General features: G+C 45.5%; 16 protein-coding genes and 1 pseudogene. 2 read left to right on the forward strand and 15 right to left on the reverse strand.

Features of this window, described 5'->3' with window-relative positions:
• Nucleotides 1-120 precede the first annotated feature (120 nt).
• Nucleotides 121-378 (reverse strand): glutaredoxin family protein, encoded by a 258-nt coding sequence (locus tag ACG3M1_RS13590; protein WP_008817087.1) that lies wholly within the window; start codon nucleotides 376-378, stop codon nucleotides 121-123.
• 59 nt (nucleotides 379-437) lie between these two features.
• The gene (locus ACG3M1_RS13595) at nucleotides 438-1,100 is read right to left on the reverse strand and encodes a lysoplasmalogenase family protein (protein ID WP_008817086.1); all 663 of its coding nucleotides are present in this window, start codon (nucleotides 1,098-1,100) and stop codon (nucleotides 438-440) included.
• A 90-nt stretch (nucleotides 1,101-1,190) separates the two neighbouring features.
• Between ACG3M1_RS13595 and ACG3M1_RS13600 the strand changes: the two genes are divergently transcribed.
• Entirely contained in the window at nucleotides 1,191-1,949 is a 759-nt protein-coding gene (locus ACG3M1_RS13600) for an alpha/beta hydrolase (protein WP_008817085.1), read from the forward strand.
• 34 nt (nucleotides 1,950-1,983) lie between these two features.
• On the opposite strand, the gene ACG3M1_RS13605 is transcribed toward ACG3M1_RS13600, so the two are convergent.
• The 6 genes and pseudogenes from ACG3M1_RS13605 to ACG3M1_RS13630 all read right to left on the reverse strand — a co-directional run bounded on the left by ACG3M1_RS13605 (nucleotide 1,984) and on the right by ACG3M1_RS13630 (nucleotide 5,891).
• The gene (locus ACG3M1_RS13605) at nucleotides 1,984-2,163 is read right to left on the reverse strand and encodes a hypothetical protein (RefSeq protein ID WP_002611429.1); all 180 of its coding nucleotides are present in this window, start codon (nucleotides 2,161-2,163) and stop codon (nucleotides 1,984-1,986) included.
• 100 nt (nucleotides 2,164-2,263) lie between these two features.
• Nucleotides 2,264-2,745: pseudogene (locus tag ACG3M1_RS13610) on the reverse strand (GNAT family N-acetyltransferase).
• Between the two features lie 3 nt (nucleotides 2,746-2,748).
• Entirely contained in the window at nucleotides 2,749-3,330 is a 582-nt protein-coding gene (locus ACG3M1_RS13615) for a nitroreductase family protein (RefSeq protein ID WP_008817083.1), read from the reverse strand.
• 44 nt (nucleotides 3,331-3,374) lie between these two features.
• A complete protein-coding gene (locus ACG3M1_RS13620; protein ID WP_022300582.1) occupies nucleotides 3,375-4,595 on the reverse strand; it encodes an MFS transporter in 1,221 nt (406 codons plus the stop codon).
• A 111-nt stretch (nucleotides 4,596-4,706) separates the two neighbouring features.
• Nucleotides 4,707-4,904, reverse strand: coding sequence for a hypothetical protein (locus ACG3M1_RS13625; protein WP_224727327.1), 198 nt, complete (start codon nucleotides 4,902-4,904; stop codon nucleotides 4,707-4,709).
• A 36-nt stretch (nucleotides 4,905-4,940) separates the two neighbouring features.
• The gene (locus ACG3M1_RS13630; protein WP_395814256.1) at nucleotides 4,941-5,891 is read right to left on the reverse strand and encodes an XRE family transcriptional regulator; all 951 of its coding nucleotides are present in this window, start codon (nucleotides 5,889-5,891) and stop codon (nucleotides 4,941-4,943) included.
• A 452-nt stretch (nucleotides 5,892-6,343) separates the two neighbouring features.
• On the opposite strand from ACG3M1_RS13630, the gene ACG3M1_RS13635 reads away from it, so the two are divergent.
• Nucleotides 6,344-7,438 (forward strand): metallophosphoesterase, encoded by a 1,095-nt coding sequence (locus tag ACG3M1_RS13635; protein WP_008817080.1) that lies wholly within the window; start codon nucleotides 6,344-6,346, stop codon nucleotides 7,436-7,438.
• Between the two features lie 371 nt (nucleotides 7,439-7,809).
• Here ACG3M1_RS13635 and ACG3M1_RS13640 read toward each other — a convergent pair whose 3' ends face one another.
• The 7 genes from ACG3M1_RS13640 to ACG3M1_RS13670 all read right to left on the reverse strand — a co-directional run bounded on the left by ACG3M1_RS13640 (nucleotide 7,810) and on the right by ACG3M1_RS13670 (nucleotide 15,720).
• Entirely contained in the window at nucleotides 7,810-8,871 is a 1,062-nt protein-coding gene (locus ACG3M1_RS13640; RefSeq protein ID WP_008817079.1) for a threonine aldolase family protein, read from the reverse strand.
• A gap of 418 nt (nucleotides 8,872-9,289) precedes the next feature.
• A complete protein-coding gene (locus ACG3M1_RS13645; protein WP_008819290.1) occupies nucleotides 9,290-10,837 on the reverse strand; it encodes an acyl CoA:acetate/3-ketoacid CoA transferase in 1,548 nt (515 codons plus the stop codon).
• Between the two features lie 89 nt (nucleotides 10,838-10,926).
• Nucleotides 10,927-11,706, reverse strand: a complete 780-nt coding sequence (locus tag ACG3M1_RS13650) for a short-chain-enoyl-CoA hydratase (protein ID WP_008819291.1) — start codon at nucleotides 11,704-11,706, stop codon at nucleotides 10,927-10,929.
• A 100-nt stretch (nucleotides 11,707-11,806) separates the two neighbouring features.
• On the reverse strand, nucleotides 11,807-12,646 hold the full coding sequence (locus tag ACG3M1_RS13655; protein WP_008819292.1) for a 3-hydroxyacyl-CoA dehydrogenase family protein: 840 nt from the start codon (nucleotides 12,644-12,646) through the stop codon (nucleotides 11,807-11,809).
• 72 nt (nucleotides 12,647-12,718) lie between these two features.
• Nucleotides 12,719-13,747, reverse strand: a complete 1,029-nt coding sequence (locus ACG3M1_RS13660; RefSeq protein WP_008819293.1) for an electron transfer flavoprotein subunit alpha/FixB family protein — start codon at nucleotides 13,745-13,747, stop codon at nucleotides 12,719-12,721.
• Between the two features lie 14 nt (nucleotides 13,748-13,761).
• Nucleotides 13,762-14,550 carry an electron transfer flavoprotein subunit beta/FixA family protein gene (locus ACG3M1_RS13665; protein WP_002611450.1) on the reverse strand — a complete coding sequence of 263 codons (789 nt, stop codon included), beginning with the start codon at nucleotides 14,548-14,550 and terminating at the stop codon, nucleotides 13,762-13,764.
• A gap of 30 nt (nucleotides 14,551-14,580) precedes the next feature.
• Nucleotides 14,581-15,720, reverse strand: a complete 1,140-nt coding sequence (locus tag ACG3M1_RS13670; RefSeq protein ID WP_002611453.1) for an acyl-CoA dehydrogenase — start codon at nucleotides 15,718-15,720, stop codon at nucleotides 14,581-14,583.
• Nucleotides 15,721-15,987 lie beyond the last annotated feature (267 nt).

Genomic DNA, 15,987 nt, shown 5'->3' on the forward strand with positions numbered 1-15,987 from the left:
AAGGTCATAAAAAGAGATTTCTTAAATGATGAGCTTCATTTTTGAAACCTCTTTTTCTATTGGCCATACATAATCTGGATGACACAGCCTGTTCTTTTATTAACTCAAAGGTCTGTAGTCCTATAATGCGGCACGCAGCACAGCCTCCACCTTTTCCTTTGTCGGTACACCCTCCAGCAGCTTAACACCATCCACGAAATAGGTTGGAACATACCAGTAATCCAGAGAATCCGCAAGCTCCTTCTGTTCCTGTTCCTCAATCGCCTCTATGTTTACACCCCGCAGCTCAGGATAGCTGTCCTGCAATTCCTTTACCATTGCGAATGCCGCTTTGCAATGCGGACATCCCTTCAAATACATCATACGTACATGCTTCATGAACATCATCTCCTTTATATTACTATAGCACAGCATGCCCAAAAACCACAGAAATATGCCTACAGCAGCATTGTCAGCGCCAGCAAAAGCTGTGCAGTGTAGTACAGACTCAGATTCCATCGTGTCATGCGCGTTGTGTTGCGATTGCCAAACAGCATAAATGCCAGAATCAAATCGCTCAATACAAAGCACAGGGATGCAATATTCAGGATGCCACCATACAGCATGCCATCCTGCAAATGCCACAGAGCGCACGCTTCCATAAATAAAATAACAGCAGCATACACCGTACTCGGAAGACGCATCTCCTGGAAATCTACCTGTTTTTTCTTCAGAACTTCAATCACGAGCAATGCCAGCAGAATTGAACATATTGCGACCAGAATCCCCGCTTTCACCGGCATGACAAAAAGTGCAGCTACATACGCGAGATGCCCGAACAGGAAAAAAAGCAATCCACCCAGAAAGAAGAGGTTCTTCCTTTTTGGATAGCAAAACGGCAGGGCCAGCAAAACATCCCCAATCGCTCCCGATACAAGTCCTATCAGCATCCATTCACCATAGCGCCTGTCAACACATGCTGCAAATGCGCAGAAGCCGACGAGCAGAAAACAGAAGGAGGAAGCACTTTTCCAGAACAGGGATGTAAATGCGGAGGAATGCTCCTTAAAAATATAATACACAACAACGAAAAGAAACAGCAGACATGCAATTTTGATCATAGCCTCGCTCCCCTTTCTATCCCAATTATAACAAACCCAACATCATCTGACATCATTTTTGTGCTATAATACTGACCATGAGGTGATGGTATGATTGAGAAACGAGATATTTATATCCCCTGCTTTCAGGATATGAGAATGCTGCATATCTATCTGCCGGAGGATTATGAGAAGGAAACAAGACATTACCCTGTCCTGTATATGTTTGACGGGCACAACCTGTTTTATGATGAGGATGCGACATTTGGCAGAAGCTGGGGGTTAAAGCGATGGCTGGATGAGCATACGATGCCTCTCATCGTTGTCGGTGTGGAATGCAATCACGAGGGAAATCGCCGGCTGGAGGAATTTTCTCCCTATGATTTCAGTGATGCGACGGTTGGCTTTATTCACGGACAGGGGAAAGAGCTGATGGAGTGGATGAGCAGCGACCTCAAGCGGTGGATCGATCATGCCTATCGAACATTGCCAGGAAAACACCACACAGCCATCGGTGGAAGCTCTATGGGTGGTTTGATGGCACTGTATGCGGTTGTCCATCACTGTGATATTTACAGTAAGGCGGCAGTCCTCTCCCCTTTCATTTATCGTTTAAAGGATGAGCTTCTAACTGAAATCCGGGCCTGTCCCAAGCTGCGTTCTCATAAAATTTATATCTCATGGGGGAGTGATGAATTTCGCACCAAGCAGCAGCTGGCGCTTGCCAGTGGCAGAATACTCGAGCTGATGCGCTGTCTTGAGGAGAAGGAGGCAAAGGTATATCCCAACCTCGTTTTCAAGGGACGGCATAATGAGGAAAGCTGGGAACAGGAGCTGGATACCGTCCTGACATGGCTGTTTACCGAATAAAAAAGCGGACATTTGAAATCCGCTTTTTCTGTATTCACAGCAGAATATTCGCAATCACCAAAACGAGCATAATCAAGAGGAGCACAGCCAGCAGAATCAGAAAATCTCTGCGATACCGGTTCCAATATGCCTGCATATCATTTCCGTATGCAATATCCTTCTGCAGCCGCTCTCTGACAGCCTTTGTCATCACGATTTTCTTACGTCCTGACATTGCCGTCCCCTCCTTTCCCTATCTATATCATACCATAGGATATGCGGATGTACATACTTCTGGAATAATCAGATGAGTTTTGGGAAAGGTTGTCCGCATACTACTCCGTCAGGGAAATATAATAGGGTACGATATTCACATATGCTCCATCGCTCTGCAAAAAGCCGCCCGGTATCGTGCCCAGAGAATGAAATCCCAGACTCTCATACAAATGCCGTGCGGAAGCATTGCTCTCTACGACTGCGTTAAATTGCAGAATGCGAAAGCCTAAACTTCTTGCGGTCTTCATACAGTCCAGCACCAGCGCTTTGCCGATATGCTTTCCTCTTTGCTTCTGATTCACAGCAAAGCTGGCATTGCATATATGTCCGCACCGGCCGACATTATTCGGATGCAGGATATACAGCCCCACCACAGTATCCTCATCGATGCAGACACGCGTTTTGCTCTGCGAGGAAAAAAAGACATCGCCGCTTTGCTCATCCAGCTGCTCCAGCTGAGGAAAACATTTCCCTGGGCGACTACAGCATTCCATATGCGACACATCTGTGACAGATCATTCACTTGATAATCCCGCAGCATCCGCTATTCTCCATTGATGATCAGCTCCCTGGTTGTTCGCTTGGGAACATGATGCACATCCTGTGCATCCCGGTAATATGTCGTATCTCCCTGTACATTTACATCCTCAAGTACAATCGTTTCGTCCGGTTTTCCAATAGCCACAACCAGCAGCGGCACGAGATTTTCGCTCAGCTTCAGCACCTCATGCAGCGCATTCTTTTGAAAGCTGCCGATCATACAGCCGCCAAGCCCCAACTCAGCAGCACGCAGCAGCATCGTCTGAGCGACAATGCCGACATCCTTCTGATAAGCCTCCAGTGCAGTTGAAATGGCAGTATCCTGACAGATTACAATAAAGGCTCTGGGACAATGTCCCTCATACGGCACCTCTTTCTTTAGGGCTTTTGCCCACGCGGTTAAGGGCTGAATCTGATTCGTCTTTTCCCTCTCACATGCCAGATAGTATTTCAGCGCCTGTTTATTAACGCTGGACGGTGTCAGTCTGGCATGCTCTACCAGATCGACCAGCTCTTCCCTGGTAACCGCTCTTGTTTCATCATATCCCCGATAGCTTCGGTTTTTCAATAACAGATCCTTCAGCATAAAGATCCCTCCTCGTATCCATTATAGCACTGCACATGCACATCTCATAGCTCCTGATTATAGATTTTTGAAACCTGCTTCCTGTTGCGGATAATCAGCAGGAAGATAGCAAGCATCGAAAACGAAGCAAACAGCAGTGCCGTCAACGGGTAGGATACGTATTGTGCAATTACACCTGCGCTGAATCTGGAAGCCATCATAATGAGGGCAACCAGCACCTGAAACAACGCATTCACCCTTGCCCGCATGTGAGAGGGCAAATAGTTTTGTGTACTGGCCTCCCGTATATTCAGGGAATTGATGCCCAGAAAGCCGCAGGTAAACCGATTGACAACCATGAGCGGATAAGGAAGAAACAGGAAAACCATATCCAGGGATTCATAAACCGCATAGACACTGACAGCAACCCGGTAGCGTTTCTTCGCCGGAATATGCAGGACGTAATGCATCAGACCGCCAGCCATGCGTCCAATGGTATCCGCTGTTGTCAGAAACGCATACATCGTCGTTGTGAGTATGGGAGATGATTGAAACATCGCCATGGTCACCAGATTGATCCCCTCTGCCGAAGCATTGGTTACCGCCATGTAGCCGTAAATGGAACGGATTCCCTTTTCTTTTTTCAAATAACGAAAGCCATCCATTAAATCTCCTTTATATTTCTGCAAGGTAAACACCCGCTTTCCGATTGTTTCCTGATAGCGTATGCGCGCTTCAAACAGAGCTGCTGTCAGCAACAGAATTCCCTCCATCGCACAGATCCAGGCAATCCCCAGATGTACATACAGCAGGGATGCAACCGGTGTGAATAACGCTGTCACACTGGGATAAATCAAGGAGGATACGGAATAGCCCTTCTGCGCAAAGCCCTTGGGAATCAGATCAGGATACAGGGAGGAATATGCCAGAGAATAAATGGCTCCAAAGGATGCGGTAAGCAGGGAAAATATCAGATAGCCCGCATAAGAAAATTCCTGCATAAGCAGAAAGGCGGCAAACAGCAGATACAGAATGCCATTTCCACTATCCAGCATAACAATCAAGCGCTTTCTGCAGCATCCATCGACCAGCGGTGCTGCCAGAATGGGAATCAGAACCGTCGGCATCAGGGATATCGCAGTGAAGATTCCGGTCATAAGGGTTGATGAGGTATGGTCGAATACCACAAGCGACAGTGCAAAGCTCATAGCGGTAGAACCGATTGCACTGATCAGTGTCCCCAGTGTTATAATTATAAAATCATGTGACCATAGGGTCTTTTTCATAGGTATCATCTCCTGCGTTTAGTATACCGTATGATACGAATATAAAAAATACCCTGTATTTGGGAAAATAGTGTCCAAATATCAGGGTTAAGCCATCATAAATTAGCTTGTTCAGGAAAATTTCGTTTCCTCCATCAGCTTCATGACCTCCTTGTACCTGCGCTTCTTCTTTAACGCAGCAATGAGGTAGGACAGATGAAACTGACAGAAGCCATGGAAATAACGGGAAGTGTCACAGAGCGTATACAGGCAGTCGATATAGACCTCTGCATCCACGGCAGTTCCATAGCGGTATCTTACAAACTGCACGATTTCCCTGCGACCGTCTGCCCCATGTGAATCCAGCTACCTCTCCATCTCCTGTACATAGCGAAGGCCCTCCTTTTTCTGATTCAGCTGTTCATATAAAAGCGCCAGCTTATGACAGCATAGAAAGGTGTCATCCAGTATCTGATAGGCCTTTAGAAGCAGTGGCAGCGCCTTTTGGAAATCACCCCACTGCTGATATGTGGATCCGATATTATACCACACATGGGCCTGCATCTGCTTGTTTTTGCTGCTGCGGCAAAGATGCTCACAGCGTTCGTAATACATCAGCATGACACCTTCTGCATGCATAGCGGAATAGCAGTTTGCAATATGCATGGACGCATCGATCATACAGGGCAGAAAGCCTTCCTCACATGCAAGGTCATAGGCCTTCAGATGGTGATGCAGCGCCTGAGAATAGTCCCCCATAAGCACATACACATCTCCCTTCATCTGATATAAAATACTCCACCCTCCATATTTCTGTGCTTCCTGCAGCTGGGCAAGTATCGCTGAAAGAGTTTGTTCCTCCCTGCTTTGAAGTGCCTGTCCCGCACATAGAAAATGATACAAGAACCGCTGTGCATCCTGCATATATGGAAGAAAAACAGACGCAGAGGCCAGCGGCTTATCCGCATGCTCCTTCGTATACAGTGCTTTGATGAGCAGCGCATCAACACAGAGGGGAGAGTTCAAAAGGTTCTCCATCTGCTTTTCCAGCTCAAACGCTTCGCGTTGTTCTCCATAAAACCAAGATGACGCCAGCTCCTGAAGCTTTTCCTTCCAAACAGCAAGCCATTTTTCATTTTCCTGAAACACGATTCCCAGCCTGTGAAACAGTGCCTGATAAATTTCATCCGCAGCCTGTACCTTCCCCTGCTCCAGCTTACTGAGATAAGAAACTGCACAAATGCCACGACACAGACCCTCCTGTGAATAATTCCTCTGCAGCCGATGACAGCGCACTAGGAAGCCTCGTAAATCCATAGAATCACCTCATATCCATGCAAAATATAGTAACACATTCCAGTTTTTTTCACTTCACAGAAAACAGCAGCCTGCTTTACCTCCTTAATTGCAGTATCCATACCGATGGGAAATTACATCCTATCTGCCTTCAGTCCCTGAGTTTATCCGGGAACATCACTACCTTCTTCATATTTCCTGCAGGTACTGTCCCAGTACTCCTATACATGGAGTATATCCCTCATTCAATACTCACAAAAAGATGCTATGCGCTTGCCTCTTCTTTACCGCAATCAGAAATATGACATATTTTAAAAAGCATGCTATTCGGCTGTTTATTCACCAAGCAACATATCCTAGACTTGTGTCTTTCCTGGTTATAGGATAGCGCAGAATGTAGAAGTTTACAACGTTTTTCTTGCATGATACAAGGAAATTCTCTATAATTGAGCCAGAGATAAAGGAGGCTGCCTATGTTTGATCGTTCCATTCATTCGTATTCTGTTCTGTCTGATAGCAGAAGAATCATCGCCATTAGTGATATTCATGGCAATCTTCCGGTATTTAAAAAGCTGTTACGTAAAATCGCCTTTGATCCGGAAAAGGATGCGCTGTTTCTCGTTGGTGATCTATTGGAGAAGGGACCCTATAATCTGGAAACACTGTATTATATCATGGAGCTTTCCAGACACCCGCACGTACATCCCATGATTGGAAACTGTGATGTGGTATGCCGCAATGTGCTCTATGATACCCGTCTGGAATTTCTGCAGAACATCCTGTTGAATCGTCCAAACAGCATTCTGCATGAAATGGCACAGCGTGTCGGTCAGCGCATAGACAAAGAGACAGATATGGCTGCTCTCAGCAGGGAGCTGCGAAAAGTATTTCTCAGGGAATTGACCTTTATCGACGGACTTCCCCATGTGATTGAAACCGAGCGCTTTATCTTTGCCCACGCAGGCATACGGGATGAGAAAACCTATGGCCATGATATGCGTGATATCATGGTACAGGATCTGTTTATGAAGGAGGCCGGCAGCTTTCATAAATACATTGTTGTCGGGCACCTTCCGGTTAGCGAATATCGGAAGGATATCTGCTGCTTCAATCCCATCATTGACACACGCCGCCATATTATATCCATCGACGGAGGAAATGAAGTGAAGTCAGCTGGACAACTGAATGCATTGATCTATGAGCAGGGCAGATTTCAGTTCGCATGCAGTGATCATCTGAAAAAAGCACGGATAACAAGAGATATTCTCCCTGTCAACAGGACGCCCTTTTTTATCACCTGGCATGAAGGACAGGTACATATGCTGCGTGATGAAGGTGCATGCTGCCTTTGCCGGCATGAAGCCAGCGGCAAAGTAATGCACATCGCAAAGGAATTTTTATTTTACAAAGGTAAGGAGCTGCACGCCTGTGACTTCACCAATTACCAGATACCGGCAAGGTGTGGAAATCTCGTAAAAATCGTTTCTCAAACAAGGAATGCTGTATTAGTGAAAAAGCAGGGTCTGATGGGATGGATTCCAGCAGATGCATTAGCTTTGGAAAGCTGAATCGGCAGCTGCAGTGCAATGCTATGAAGAGAAACATCAAGCGAACAGGCAAATAAATAAAGCATACCGCAGTCTTCAAATCATTAAAAATAAAATCAAAAGGATTTCATTTTGCTTTTCTTCGCTTTCAGATTTATAAAGATCATAATAAAAGAAATACAGTTCCTAATAAAATTCAGGATTTGTATTTCTTTTTTCCTATGTTACAGCTTTACAATTCTCCGGCATCATGCAGGTATCTCGCTTCCACTGTTTATTTTCCTACCGCATAATCATGCAGCCATCCCATTTTTCTAGTACCGTAATCAAGGTGTTTTGTGATTACTTCTTATTTCTGTTTTTTCCTTACGATTGCTTTTAAAAACACATTTCTATCTCTCAGATTCCTGTCCGCTTTCCCGCATCCGTTGAAGAAGACTGTTTAGATATTCAATAAATCGATCCACTTCCTTTTCCTCAGTTGCCCAGGATGTCACAAAGCGCATTGCCGTATGTTCTTCATCCATTGTTTCCCAGACCTGAAACGCATATTCCTTCTGCAGCTCTTCAATCAGCAGGTTGGGCAGGACTGGAAATATTTGATTTGTCGTTGTCTTTATAAGAAACGGCAGCCCAGATGCCTCCATGGCATCCTGCAGCTTCTGAGCCATCCGGTTTGCATGTGCTGCGATTTCAATATAGCGGTTTCTTTCAAACAATGCCGCAAACTGTACACCCAGCAGCCAACCCTTGGCAAGCATGCCGCCTCGCTGTTTGATCATATAGCGGAAGTCTTTTTTCAATTTATCATTTACAATGATAACCGCCTCTCCGAAGAGAGCACCGTTCTTAGTCCCGCCAAGATAGAAAACGTCACAGTATGTACATAAATCGTTAAAGGATACATCATTGTCCTTTGCTGCCAGAGCAGCTCCCATGCGGGCACCGTCCATAAACAGATACAGACCGAATTCTCTGCAAACTTCCGCAATCTGCTTCAATTCCTCTTTGTGATAGATGGTACCGATTTCCGTTGCGTTCGAAATATAGACCATTGCCGGCTTTACCATATGCTCATCCTCATGGCTAAGTACCGTTTTACGGATTCCCTGCGGTGTGATTTTACCATCGACACCTTCAGCAATCAGCACCTTGTGACCTGTCGCTTCCACAGCACCTGTTTCGTGAACATTGATATGTCCGCTGTCCACAGCAATCACTGCCTCATACGGACGAAGAGCACCCGCAATCACCGTCAGATTGGCCTGGGTTCCGCCGACTAAAAAATGTATATCACAATCCTCACAGTGCAGCTTCGCCTTCAGCTGCCGCTTCGCCTGTTCGCAAAGCGCATCCTCACCATACCCGACATTCTGGCATTGATTCAGTTCCAGCAGGCGCTCCATGATAACAGGATGGGCCCCCTCACTATAATCATTACGAAAACTATACATATGCATTCCTCATTTCTTTTTCACTCTACCATTATAATACAGGCTGAAAGAAAAGGAAACGAAAAGGCGGCCGGAATCTCATCGTCCGTACCGCCCATCGTTTGCCCTGTATTGTCTGTGATTATTTCTACTACCATTGAGACTTCTACATGCTAATGCTACTCACTACAAGCTACCTTATCATTCCAACACAATGCTATGCCAGACAATACAATGGCTGAGTCAGCCTGAGAAGCAATCTCCTTGACCAATGGTCTCCACTGCCTCCTCTGCATGAGCTCTATATCATCACTTTCATCAAGTGTGATAATCTTTAACCACCCTTATTATATAAAATACAGCAATAATGTAAAGTGTTTTGGAATTTTTGGCAGAAAAATGGAAAAAAAGGGAATTACATCCCTTTTCTTTATTCAATTTATGCCTTTAATCCGATCAATTCTTCACGGAACAGACGCTCATCCATAGTTTTCAGATTATCAGCGACAGCAGGCTTGAATTCCATCTGTCCCAGAACATCCTTTTCCAGATCAACACCAGGTGCGATTTCCGTTAATGTCAGCTTACCGTCCAGCAGCTCGAATACCGCACGCTCTGTAACGTACAGAACCTTCTGTCCTGTTTCGGTTGCGAAATCTGCAGAGAAGGTAATCTGTTCCACTTCCTGTTTGAACTTCTTGATTCTTCCCTCCTGCAGAATATGCAGCTTACCGTCCTTGACCTCAACCTTGAGTCCGCCTGCAGTAAAGGTACCGCAGTACACAACGACCGGTGAAGTCTGTGTAATATTGATAAACCCGCCGCAGCCTGCAATTTTCGGTCCGAAACGGCTGACGTTGATGTTACCGGAGCAGTCGCATTCCGCAAGTCCCAGGAATGCCTGATCCAGTCCGCCTCCGTCATAGAAGTCAAACTGATACGGCTGATCGATGATGGCATCCGGATTTGTACAGGTACCAAACGCAGTTCCTGCATTCGGTACACCGCCGATTCCTCCAGCTTCCACCGTCAGCTTCAAGCCTGGAAGTCCCTCTTCATTTGCAACATTGGCAATTCCCTCCGGCATACCGATACCAAGATTGATAATAGCTGCAGGATCCAGCTCCATAGCCGCACGACGGCAGATGACCTTGCGCTCATTCAGCTTCATCGGTGCAATGGAATTTACTGGAACCTTCACTTCTCCGCTCAATGCAGGATCATACGGGTTCGCATATGTCTGCCAGTGATTTTCCGGGCGTGCAACAACGATACCGTCCACATAAATTCCGGGAATTTTCACTTTTCTTGGATCCAGTGTACCGTTCTGTACCACCTTTTCCACCTGCAGCAACACGATACCACCGGAATTCTTCGCAGCCTGGGCTATGGAAAGAGAGTCCAGAGTAGCTGCTTCCTTTTCCATGGTAGCATTGCCGTCCTCATCACAATACGTGGCACGAATCAGCGCCACATTTAACGGGAAGGATTTATAGCGCAGCCACTCTTCCCCATCGATATGCATCAGCTCAACAAGATCTTCCTTGGAGCGTTCATTCATCTTCGCTCCTTCGATACGAGGATCGACGAACGTTTTCAGACCGACCTTTGTAATCGTACCCGGACGATGTCCGGCAATATCACGGAACATCAAAGAAATGGTACCAAGGGGAAGGTTGTAGCCTTCTACCTTGTTTTCAAATACCAGCTTCTGCAGTTTTGGAATTAACCCCCAGTGACCACCAATGATACGCTTCAGCAATCCCTCATGTCCCAGCTTATTCAGACCCAGACGGTCCGTTCCATCACCAATACCGGCAGAAAACATGATAGTCAGATCCTTCGGATGTCCGCTCTTGAGAAAGGATTCCTCGATGCCTACAGAAAATTCCTGAGGATGTCCGGATCCGATAAAACCGCCAATTCCGATAGCAGCGCCATCCGGAATCATGGAAACTGCCTGTTCAATACTTATTACTTTACTCAAATCGATTACCTCCTTTGTATTATCTCCTGTTTCCAGTGTACCACAACTGAAAGCGTTTACGGAAATAATAAGCTCAAGAATTTACTTGCTTATTTGTTAGAGAATTTTTTATCCTTCGTTTTTTCCAGGAAGCAGGTCATACCATAGGTCTGATCTTCTGTCGCAAAACAATTGGAGAATTCTTCCACTTCGATTGCAATTCCACCATCGATATCTGTCTGCAGCCCGTTGTTGATTGCTTTTTTACTGTATGCAACAGCGATTGGCGCATTCTTTGCGATACCGTTTGCCATCTTCATAACAACAGCCATCAGTTCTTCGGCAGGGACAACGTTATTTACCAGACCGATGGCGTATGCACGCTCTGCTTTGATGTTTCTTGCTGTATAAATCATTTCCTTCGCAATGCCGGTACCGACAAGACGTGCCAGACGCTGTGTTCCACCAAAGCCCGGAGTGATTCCCAAGCCAACTTCCGGCTGTCCGAAGACTGCATTTTCACTTGCCACACGAATGTCGCAGCTCATTGCCAGCTCACAGCCTCCGCCTAATGCGAAGCCGTTTACAGCAGCGATTACAGGGCAGCGGAACGTTTCAATCTTACGGAATACCTCATTACCGAATTTCCCATAAGCAGCAGCCTCTTCCACGCTCTTATCCTTCATTTCAGCGATATCTGCACCTGCAACAAAGGATTTCTCTCCTGCTCCGGTAAGTACCAGTGCATATACATCGTTGTTTGCCGCAACTTCATCCAGTGCCTGATTCAGCTCTGTTAAAACCTGTGTGCTTAATGCGTTCAGTGCTTTTGGACGGTTGATTGTGATGGTTGCTACATGTCCTTCATAGTTTACTAAAATTGTTTCCATTGTATTCATCTTCCTTTCCATTTTTAAAAAAGTGAATCCACAATTTCAATGGGTTTCATGTGAAATTACAGATTCACTCGTCATGTGTTGTATGCGTGAATTATTTAGAGTAGTCGTAGAATCCGATACCGGATTTCTGACCGAGCTTACCTCCGCGAACCATTTTGCGGATCAGCGTACAGCAGCGATATTTAGAGTCTTTTGTTTCATTGTAAAGAACATCCATGATAGCTTCCACGATATCCAGACCAATCAGATCACCCAGTGCCAGAGGTCCCATCGGATGGTTAGCCCCCAGTTTCATAGCTATATCGATATCTTCAACAGATGCAATTCCTTCCTGCAGAATGAAGGCAGCCTCGTTGATCATCGGAACCAGGATACGGTTTACAACAAATCCAGGACCTTCTGCAACTTCAACAGGAGTTTTTCCTAAGGATTTAGAGATTTCAAGAATAGCTTCCTTTGTTTCAACAGGCGTGTTGATTCCGGAAATAACCTCAACCAGCTTCATACGGTCAGCAGGGTTGAAGAAGTGCATACCGATGACATTGTGCTTGATTCCGGTAGCGATTTCGGTAATGGATAAAGAAGATGTGTTAGAACCAAAGATACAGGAATCCTTACAGATTTCATCCAGTGTTGTGAACAGTTCTTTCTTAACTTCCATTTTTTCAAGAACAGCTTCCACGATCAGATCGCAGTCAGCCAGATCCTTGTATTCTCCAGCCTTCAGATTTCCTTTTACTTCTGCAGCCTTGTCAGCCGTCATTTTTTCTCTGGAAACCAGTTTGTCCAGTTTTTTAGCGATTTTGTCGATTCCACCCTGTGCCCATTCGATTTTAATGTCACATACGGTTACATCGTACCCATTGGAAGCAAATGCATTTGCAATACCCTGGCCCATTGTTCCGGCACCAATTACACCAACTTTTTTCATGTTTATTATCTCCTTTACTATTTTTGTATACCAAGAGGGGTAGTTTCCCACCCTCTTGTATAAACGTATTTATTATCCCTTTTTCGCAGCGATGATTTCATCCTTCAGCAGAGGAAGGATTTCTTTTACATCACCGATGAAGCCCATGTTTGCAATGCTGAAGATTTCAGCCTGCGGGTCACGGTTGATCGCGATAATCATATCGGATTTTTCCATACCGGCAACATGCTGGCATGCTCCGGAAATACCACATGCGATGTACAGACTAGGACGAACGGTCTTACCGGTCTGTCCTACCTGAATTGCCTTGTCAGCAAATCCATCGTCAACTACGGCACGGGAAGCACACAGCTCTCCGCCCAGTTCTTCAGCAACTGCCTGTACCATATCCAGACAGTCTTCAGCACCACGACCTGCACCTACCAGGATGTCAGCCTTTGTGATGTCAACGCCTTCTACTACTTTAGCGATCACTTCTTTAACGATTACTTTTGGATCTGTATCTGTCCATTCCGGAGTAAATTCTACAACCTCTCCGGTTCTGGAAGCATCCACTGCATCCATAGAGAATACGTTCGGACGAATTGTTGCCATCTGCGGACGAGTATCCGGACATACGATCGTACCAAACAGGTTTCCGCCGAATGTAGGACGGGTAACCAGCAGCAGCGCTTCTCCGTCTTTTGCCTTTTCCTGATCGATTTCGATTTTGGTAGCATCTGCAGTCAGACCGGCATTCAAACGTGCAGCAACACGTGGTGCAAGGTCACGACCAAGTACCGTAGCTCCTGTCAGGAAGCTGTCCGGCTTGAAGCTGTTGATGACCTGTGTCAGGGCATCCGCATAGAACTGTGTGGAATATCCTTCCAGCAGCGCGTCATCCACAACGATTACCTTGTCGGCACCATGTGCAATTACGTCATTCGCCTTGTCTTTGATGTTGTGTCCAAGCAGTACACCGACAACCTGGAAGTTCATCTGAGGAATGGATGCAACCAGTTTTCTAGCTTCGGAAATCAGTTCGTATCCAACGTTGGCAACTTCGCCGTTTTTCTGTTCTACGAATACGTAAATGTCTTTATATCCTTCAAATTTAGCCATTGTTCCTTCTCCTCCTATTTCGTAATAATCTGCTTGTCTTTCAGTGTCTTTGCAATCAGTTTGGCAGCTTCTGCAGCTGGCAGATCGAATGTTTCTGTTTCAGCAGATACTTCTTTGGTGAATGTAGCGTGAACCTTAGTCGGAGAACCTGCAAGACCAACGATGCTCTCATCGATTCCCAGATCATCAAATGTCATAACGTTCACTTCTTTAGAGAAGGAGTCAACGATATCGTTACAGTTCATGTAACGTGGCTCGTTCATTCCACTTAAGGTTGTCAGAACACAAGGCAGCTTCGCCTCAATGATCTCTTCACTGTCTTCCAGTGATTTTCTAACAGTAACAGCAGTATCGCTAAGTTCAATAATGTCGTCTACGTAGGTAACCTGAGGGATTCCCAGACGTTCAGCAGTCTGCGGACCAACCTGTGCAGTATCCCCATCGATAGCCTGACGTCCTGCAATGATCAGGTCGTAGCCTGTTTTGTTCAATGCAGCAGCCAGTGTGCTGGAAGTTGCACATGTATCAGCACCAGCAAATTTGCGGTCTGTGATCAGGATACATTCGTCAACTCCACGAGCGTATAATTCTTTCAGCATTCCCGTAGCCTGAGGAGGTCCCATGGAAATGATAGTAACAGTTGCCCCGTATTTTTCTTTCAGCTGCAGTGCAGCTTCCACACCAGCCAGATCATCTGGATTGATGATACTAGGAACTCCGGCACGAATCAATGTACCAGTAACTTTGTCAACACGGATTTCAGTAGAATCCGGTACCTGTTTTACAAGAACGATAATTTTCATAATCTTCGTATCCTTTCTTTTCTCTCTGTATTACTTCAGCATTGCGCCACTGATAACCATGCGCTGTACTTCAGAAGTACCCTCATAGATTTCAGTGATCTTCGCATCACGGAACATTCTTTCAACCGGATAGTCACGAGTATAACCGTATCCACCCATCAGCTGAATTGCCTTGGTTGTAACTTCCATTGCAACCTCTGCTGCGAACAGTTTCGCCTTAGCAGCTTCGACAGAGTAAGGAAGACCTTTTTCTTTCTTCATTGCTGCATCGTATACCAGCCATCTGGCTGCATCTGTTTTCACCTGCATATCAGCCAGCTGGAACTGTGTGTTCTGGAATTTTGCAATGGAACGTCCGAACTGCTTACGAGCTTTTACATAAGGAACGGTTTCATCAATTGCACCCTGTGCAATACCAAGTGCCTGCGCAGCGATACCGATACGTCCGCCATCCAGTGTCATCATGGCAATCTTGAAGCCTTTGCCTTCCTGTCCGAGCAGGTGGTCCTTGCTTAAACGCACGTTGTTGAAGATCAGCTCACTGGTTGCACTACCGCGGATACCCAGCTTCTTTTCATGCTGACCAACAGTGAATCCAGGCATTCCCTTCTCTACGATAAATGCAGAGATACCATGAGTTCCCTTTGTCTTGTCAGTCATTGCAAAGATTACATAAACATCTGCTTCCCCAGCGTTGGTAATGAAGATTTTTGTACCGTTCAGGATGTAATCGTCACCGTCTTTTACAGCCGTTGTCTGCTGTCCGGCAGCATCTGTACCGGCATTTGGCTCTGTTAAGCCGAATGCAGCCAGCTTCTTGCCTGTACATAAGTCAGGCAGATATTTGTTTTTCTGTTCTTCTGTTCCGAAGTGTTCGATTGGCCATGTTCCAAGAGATGTGTGAGCAGACAATACAACACCTGTTGTACCGCATTTCTTGCTCAGCTCCTCGACTGCCAGAATATAGCTCAGGTAGTCAGCACCTGCTCCGCCGTATTCTCTGCTGAACGGAATCCCCATCATTTTGCAGGCTTTCATTTTTTCGACGTTTTCTCTAGGGAAACGTTCATCTTCGTCTACTTCTGCTGCAAGAGGTTTTACTTCTTTTTCAGCAAACTCAGCGAAAAGTTTCTTCATCATCTGTTGTTGTTCTGTTAACATGAAGTCCATAAGTGTTCTCCTCTCCTTGATTTACTTGAACTTAGGATTGCTTGCATGCGCCTATATAAATATAGTATAAGCAGCGTATTCATCGCGTTGTCGAGAATACATAATCCATCTACATTTTAGACCTCTTTTTTGTTCACGTCAATATGTTTGTTAAAGTTTTAACAAGTTTTTGTTACAAAATTAACAAGTTGACATTTGTTCAGAATATATTCCTACATTCTCATTTGTTAATTTATTAACAAGTTTCTTGACAAACGTTTTTTCTTC

The organism is Clostridium sp. 10cd* (assembly GCF_044336395.1).
Classification (GTDB): domain Bacteria; phylum Bacillota_I; class Bacilli_A; order Erysipelotrichales; family Erysipelotrichaceae; genus Clostridium_AQ; species Clostridium_AQ innocuum.